Consider the following 6,819-nt stretch of genomic DNA (forward strand, 5'->3'; position numbering starts at 1 on the left):
ATCACTTAGAGCGAGCACAATCCCAACCAGCTTTAGCAATATCCGCGGCTGCGCCACGGGACCCCGCCTACTATTGCTCCAGAAACTGCCCCTCCTGGGTTGGCTGCTCTAGGCTTTAGGATAACCCAAAGAACTATAGCCTCCTGTCTTCTCACTCAGTTTTCCTTTTAAACGGGTTAATCACGCTAAGCTTCACACTCTTTGATTTAATGTAACGCACGTACACATAAACAACATACATCAAACAAATCCAATTTATAACCATTCCATAGTTATCGTCTGTATGAACAAACGCTACAGAATAAGAAACAAAGAGGCTAAAAAACAGCTCAGCAAGAACATCAAGGACCAACCAATAATATTTCTTTGTAGTAACAAAGAGAACCATCAAAAATGTCAAAAAAACCTGGCCCGTTAGAATAGCAAAACCAAGCACCGCATAATCAAACATTTTTTTCACTGCCTCCCTGTTTGCAAAACCTATCTGTTGATAGATTTCTCGAAGGTCTGATAAAAGCAGTGATGACACAAAAAAGACGCCTATGGCAAACCCACAGCCAATGCAAATGCTTAAATCTAGCATTGACATAGATTTTTCCTTCAAAGCTTTAGCAATTAGGACATAGCGAGCCCCCTCTATCATCAACGGAATAATGAAAAGCAGATAAATATAGCTCGAAAGCTGCAGATCAAAAAAATCTAACAGAACGTCATCACTCATAACAATAAAACCAGCTGCGATGAAAAAAATGGGGCAACTTGCGATAATGGCCAAACTAAAGCACTTTATATTGTTTACTATATTGGGTATAAATTCAATGCAAAAAGAAAGAAAGAACATAATTATAGCAACATGAGAAGATGTTATCGACACATCGTCTATATACTCAAAGATATATATGATGGGAGGAGCAACCAATGCCGCCACTATGAATGCAACCATGCTCCCCTTGTATAACATGCTTTTTCCATTAATAGCAATAGTTTTGAAGAATAGATACATGCCAAACCACAGACAAAAATAAGCAAGCACTAAACCAAACGCGCCCATAGATCCTCCTGTGCAATATTCCAAACATAAAGGTGGCACCTTTTACAGTACCACCGTTCTAGGCTTTAGGATAACTCAAAGAACTACATCAAAAGTGCATCAACATCCCACCTGAATTAGCAATAGATTGACCCAAAAACTGTGTGCCACACTGAGCAGCAGCCACACCATAACCAGCATAACCGCCTATGGTGTCTCCGAATTCAGTGCCTACAATTTGCCCAAAGCCTGCTGAGGCCATGGCAGTAGTAGGATTACGCGCTGCCAGTCCTCCTACGGCAAGACCACCCAGAAAGCCAACCTTACCACCATACTTGCTACCAAACGCAGTACCAGAGTTATATTTGCTACTAAAATTATCGGCACTGCAATAATCGTGCGAACGACTTGAACTTCCCATTTATTTTCTCCAATTTAGTTTATAAATAAATCCCCCAAGCTTACTTATGTCCCCGCGCCAGAATGGCTTACCCATAATTAACCACCGAAACACCCCTGGAGATATGAATGCATTTTCATGCAAGTTCGCATTTGTAATATATAGTTGACAAAATCAAGGGCATTGTGTCAAAAATATAGCATATTTTAGTAAATTTATGCTTACTTATTTTATGTGTTTAAACTTAATGGTTTATATTATGAGCAATAATAATGAAAGTCGGATAAGATTCTCTTGGTTTACAAAATATACTAAAAGTATATAAATATACTGATAGAGATATTTATTGTTGCAATTGCAATCAGAAGCATAGATTTAGTTAACCCGTTTATATTTCAAGCGATTATTGATCATATCATTCCGTTTTGGGCAAAATTTGAGAAAAATCATCCGCGCAAGGTCTCTGCTCCGTGACGGCTCACACGCAAAAAAGCCCGCCAAGCACGGCTTTTAACCGCCTCACAAAACGCCAAAAATAAGAATTAGAAAAGTTGTAACAAGATAAATGGTACGGTTGGTGGGATTTGAACCTACGACCTCTGGTGCCACAAACCAGCGCTCTAACCAACTGAGCTACAACCGCATAAAAACTTAATGCATCACAAGTGTTTACTATTTCGTAAATACTCATTCTCTTTCTGTGTGACATAAGGAAGATCAAAAGAGTTTGCAAGCCCCTTTAAAAAAATCCCGCATTTTTTATCAAAAAAAAGTTTTTTACACAGGAAGCGCGTGCTTTGCCCAATACTCAATACTATGATCACGATAAGCTTTTATGCTCTCAACCCCATCTTGCTGCATATACTGCAAAATCTCTTTCAGAATAGTAACAGCAAGGTCTGGTCCCTCATAAACCATCCCACTATATAATTGAATCAAATCTGCACCAGCTTTAACTTTTTCCAAAGCCGTTTGTGCATCCTTTACACCACCAACGCCAATAATTGCTATCTCCTTACCTAATTTTTGACGCATTTTTGCAAGCACAATGGTAGAGCGCTCAAAGAGTGGACGTCCAGAAAGCCCCCCTTCCTCACCACTGAAAAAACTATTGTTAAGGCCTTGGCGTGAAAGAGTGGTATTGGAAACTATGAGCCCATCAAAATCAGAAGACTTCATTTCTTCAGCAATATTATCCAATTCTTTTTCTGATAAATCAGGGGCAATTTTTAAAAAAATGGGAACGGAAAACCCATGTTTTTTCTTTTGCTCACTGCGTGCCTGCGAAATTGCATTCATCAAAAGATGCAAACTGTCACGCGCTTGTAAAGCGCGTAACCCCGGCGTATTAGGCGAAGAAATATTAATCGTAAAATAATCAGAAACATCATAAAAATAAGCAATACCAGCAGTATAATCGTTAATCTTATCAACTGTATCCTTATTGGCACCAATATTGATTCCTACAATACCAAGATGTTTACATGCACAAAGTCTGCTGTAAACAACGTGATGCCCGTCATTATTAAATCCCATTCTATTAATAATCGCTTCATCTTCTTTTAAGCGAAAAAGCCGTGGTTTAGGATTGCCCCCCTGAGGTTTTGGCGTTACTGTACCAATTTCAGTAAAACCAAATCCTAATTGAAAAATAGCATCAACAACTTCTGCATTTTTATCAAAACCCGCTGCAAGACCAACAAAATTTTCAAACTCGAGATCCGCAACTGTTACCCCTAAACGCTTATCAACGACCTTTTGATAACTACTTAATCCACTTTTCAGACCAATAATGGCTAAACGGTGTGCATGTTCTGGATCCAACATAAATAAAGCAGAACGACCAATACAACGAAAAAAATTCATCTATTTTTCTCCACAACATAAAAACGCCCCCTTACGTCTTGCACAAATTTTCTTTTTAACACGCATAACATTTCATAAGAGATGGCATACTATTCAAACAAGAATACAAATCTCACCGGCAAGAGAGTTTATAACATTATCGCTCATACTCTTTATGAACATTGAAAAAAAGATTTTTCTGATTTTAAAAAGAATCGTTCTCTTTTTCACAATTACTCACATTATATAACGAAGCATTTTTTTAATTTTATTATAAAAAGCCTGAAACAATTTTATAAATCAATCAAAATGCTCCACATTTAGTTGAAAAAGAGAATAGATACAGCTTTAAAAAGCTTTTTGTCGTTTTGCACTCTATGTGATATTATTATATTATGTGATACTATTATATAAAGTCAAACAATGACCTTTTTCAATTTTTAAATATATCATAATATTTTCAAAAAAGAATTTTCATATTATATATAATGCTTACCAAGAAAATCATAACTGCCCTTTTCTTTTTTATCAAAAGCGATAATTAAAATGAGTATCTGTCGCATATATAAAGGGGAAGACACAATGCTTAAAGAATTCAAGGAATTTGCTTTAAAAGGCAACATGATTGATCTTGCCATCGGTGTGATTATAGGAGGAGCTTTTGGTGGTTTGGTCAATTCAATTGTCAACGATATTTTTATGCCAATCATTGGGCTTATTACGGGTGGAATTGACTTTTCTAACATGTTTCTTCAGCTTGCCGGTGAGAAGCAAGCTACATTGAATGCCGCTAAAGCAGCGGGAGCAACCATTAGCTACGGCAACTTTATAACTTTACTTATTAATTTTCTCATTATTGCCTGGGTCCTTTTCCTATTTGTTAAAGCTATGAATAAGCTCCGTCGAAAACAAGAAGAAGAAGAAAATTCAAAAAAAATGTCTCTAGAAGAACAACTTCTGTCAGAAATTAGAGATCTTTTGGCTAAGAAAAAATAAATTTATGTATGATTTGACTCATGGAACATTTGACTCATGGGACACTGGAAAAAACATTTCCACAGTTGTTCCATGATTGGGTTTTGAGAACAACAAAAATTGTCCACCACTTTCTTCTACCATTGCCTTACACATCGGGAGACCTAAACCTGTTCCAATAAAAGCACTGTCGCCAGAGCGCCCATCTTTGCGCTCTATCTGTCCATAGGGTTGCAGTGCTTGTATAATCTCTTCATCACTCATTCCGACACCGTTATCACTTACTGAAATCTTTACGTGCTCTTTTTTTCTATAAGAAACGTGAACAATAATTTGTCCGCTTGATGGTGTAAAACGGACAGCATTGGAAAGAAGATTCCACATAATTTGCCGAAATATCTGTTGTGACACACCAATAAATGGCACATGAGATGGAGCAGCAATACGTATCATAATGCCATTATGATTAGCCTGTGTTTCAAGAAAAGCCACACTGGCACGTAAACAAGATATCACATCAAACGCTTCCGCGGATATATTAATCCTATTATTTGAACTAGAATAATTTGCTTTCGAGCATTCTAGTAATTGGTTAACCAGCGATAATATATGTTTTCCAGATGAGATAATATCGCGTAAATATCCACAATAACGCTCATTGTCTATCAGACCAAAACGGCCATCTCTCATAATTTCTGCAAAACCAATGAGAGCATTTAAAGGTGTTCGTATTTCATGAATCACTCCAATCATTTGACTTTCTTCTACTTTTTTATCTACTGGCAGAATTATTCCTGTCATATTATGCAATATAACAGCATAATTATCTTGTTGTACCAAAGGTACAATTGTCATAGAAACCATTATATTTTTATGACTTTTCGTCACAAGTTCTACTCTCTCATCGTAATTAAAAACCTGTTTTTTTTCTTTCACACGGATCAATTTAAAATATTTTTCAAACAAAAATTGACTTTGCAAAGTCAATAATGATGATAATGGCTGTGCCAATAATTCGTTGATCTCATAGCCAGTCAATGCCAAAACAGCACTGCTTACCGCTCGAATTATCCCCTGTCCGTCCAACCAAAAAATGCCATCCGCTGCTGTATCCAATAACGATAAAACAACTGCTGGCTCTTTTATGAGAGTTTGTTCTATAATATTTTCCGGTAATGTCTGTGCACTTGGCAACAAAACAGCTGTCTCCTTAACCAAATGATCACATCCTACCGAGGAATCCAATTCTCCACGCAATCTTTGTGCAATTTCACGAAATGCTGAACGCTCTATCTCTGAAAGACTTGGCGTTTTTTTCTCCAAATTCTTATTCTTTTTCTCTTGTCCCTTTTCTTGCATCCTCAAAATACCAAAGCCATGAAATCCCTCAAGCCGTTGTTTGTTATCAAAAATTGGCACAGCAGATAATTCAACATCAAGCCACTCTGGATAATCATCAATAGGCCATTGAACAGTCCATTTGCTCCAAGGTAAAGCTGCTTTAATAAAGCCACTTAAGAGTTGATACCGCTCATCACTAAATCTCTTGGTAAGTTCGCAAAAATCAGACCTTAAAATAGAAGATGATAGAGGACCAACAATTTCAGCTAACTCTTTTGAAACATCACAAAATCGTCCATTTTGATCCATCCTCCAAGTAAATCGTTGTGGTAAAAGTTCCGGACTAAAATGAAAAAACTCCTGTTTACTCTTCAACTCTTCTGCTTTTAATGGCATGCAGAAAACCAAAAAACGTGCCGGTTTTATTTCTAAACTAATAATACCAACTTGTGTATAAACACCTGCTATGGATAAAATGGTTTTAACTAACTTCTCATGATCAATCGTCTGTAGAAGAATTTGGATTGTTTCATCAACAAAAGAAAAATGAGAGGACGCCTCTAATATTGTTGCATGTTCATCAATTATTGCAACGGACATTGTTGCATCATCCAAGCCAGCGATAAGCGAAATCTTTTTCTCTTTCAGAGGAGCTTCTAATAAAAATACCTTGCCTAAACCAACAATATCAACAGAAACTACAGAAAATTCAGCAGTATGCTTTAAACCATCTAATGCAATAGAGCTTGCACATTGAGCACTCTTCAATATTTTATGACGCTCCATTTGGTCTAAAAAAGACCGGTCTTTCATCATATCGGCTACAGAAGAAAAACCAAAAAAATACGCCGCAGCCCCATTGGACCAAAGAAGATTTTTACAATCAGAGGAAAGAACAAAAGCTCTCTGTCCTCGCATGAAGGTTTGCTTAATTTCTTCACATTCTAGATAATCTAAAAATGTAAAAGACATCTCAAACCCTTCTTTGTATTTATGCTACATACCGGTAACCTTACTACAAAATATCGCTTCTATTTTGGCACTCCTCATTCAATATTTTTAATATTCCACAGTTATAATCAAACATGTTTTTTATTACAAATAACTTATTGATTATCCATATGTTTTTTTTAGTGAGGGATGCGTAAATAAAGCAGGGGAATAAAATTTTCGAATCATGCCTCTATAACAGGGGCATTTTTTTGAGAAAACTTTGTGCATTTAACTT

5 protein-coding genes and 1 tRNA gene are annotated in these 6,819 nt (G+C 36.6%); 1 reads left to right on the forward strand and 5 read right to left on the reverse strand.

Features of this window, described 5'->3' with window-relative positions:
* Positions 1 to 151: 151 nt before the first annotated feature.
* The 4 genes from NPX99_RS04570 to NPX99_RS04585 form a co-directional block, all read right to left on the reverse strand.
* Complete coding sequence (locus tag NPX99_RS04570) at positions 152 to 1,051, reverse strand: hypothetical protein (protein WP_269030721.1); 900 nt, start codon at positions 1,049 to 1,051, stop codon at positions 152 to 154.
* A gap of 88 nt (positions 1,052 to 1,139) precedes the next feature.
* Entirely contained in the window at positions 1,140 to 1,451 is a 312-nt protein-coding gene (locus NPX99_RS04575) for a hypothetical protein (RefSeq protein ID WP_269030722.1), read from the reverse strand.
* Positions 1,452 to 1,996: 545 nt separating this feature from the next.
* A tRNA-His gene (locus NPX99_RS04580) sits at positions 1,997 to 2,073 on the reverse strand.
* A gap of 134 nt (positions 2,074 to 2,207) precedes the next feature.
* On the reverse strand, positions 2,208 to 3,296 hold the full coding sequence (locus tag NPX99_RS04585) for a quinone-dependent dihydroorotate dehydrogenase (RefSeq protein ID WP_269030723.1): 1,089 nt from the start codon (positions 3,294 to 3,296) through the stop codon (positions 2,208 to 2,210).
* Between the two features lie 561 nt (positions 3,297 to 3,857).
* Here NPX99_RS04585 and mscL point away from each other — a divergent pair.
* Entirely contained in the window at positions 3,858 to 4,271 is a 414-nt protein-coding gene (gene mscL, locus NPX99_RS04590) for a large conductance mechanosensitive channel protein MscL (protein ID WP_269030724.1), read from the forward strand.
* Between the two features lie 18 nt (positions 4,272 to 4,289).
* Here the strand turns inward: mscL and NPX99_RS04595 are convergent, their stop codons facing one another.
* On the reverse strand, positions 4,290 to 6,563 hold the full coding sequence (locus NPX99_RS04595; protein WP_269030725.1) for a sensor histidine kinase: 2,274 nt from the start codon (positions 6,561 to 6,563) through the stop codon (positions 4,290 to 4,292).
* Between the last annotated feature and the right edge of the window lie 256 nt (positions 6,564 to 6,819).

Source organism: Bartonella sp. 220B (genome assembly GCF_026930205.1).
GTDB lineage: Bacteria > Pseudomonadota > Alphaproteobacteria > Rhizobiales > Rhizobiaceae > Bartonella.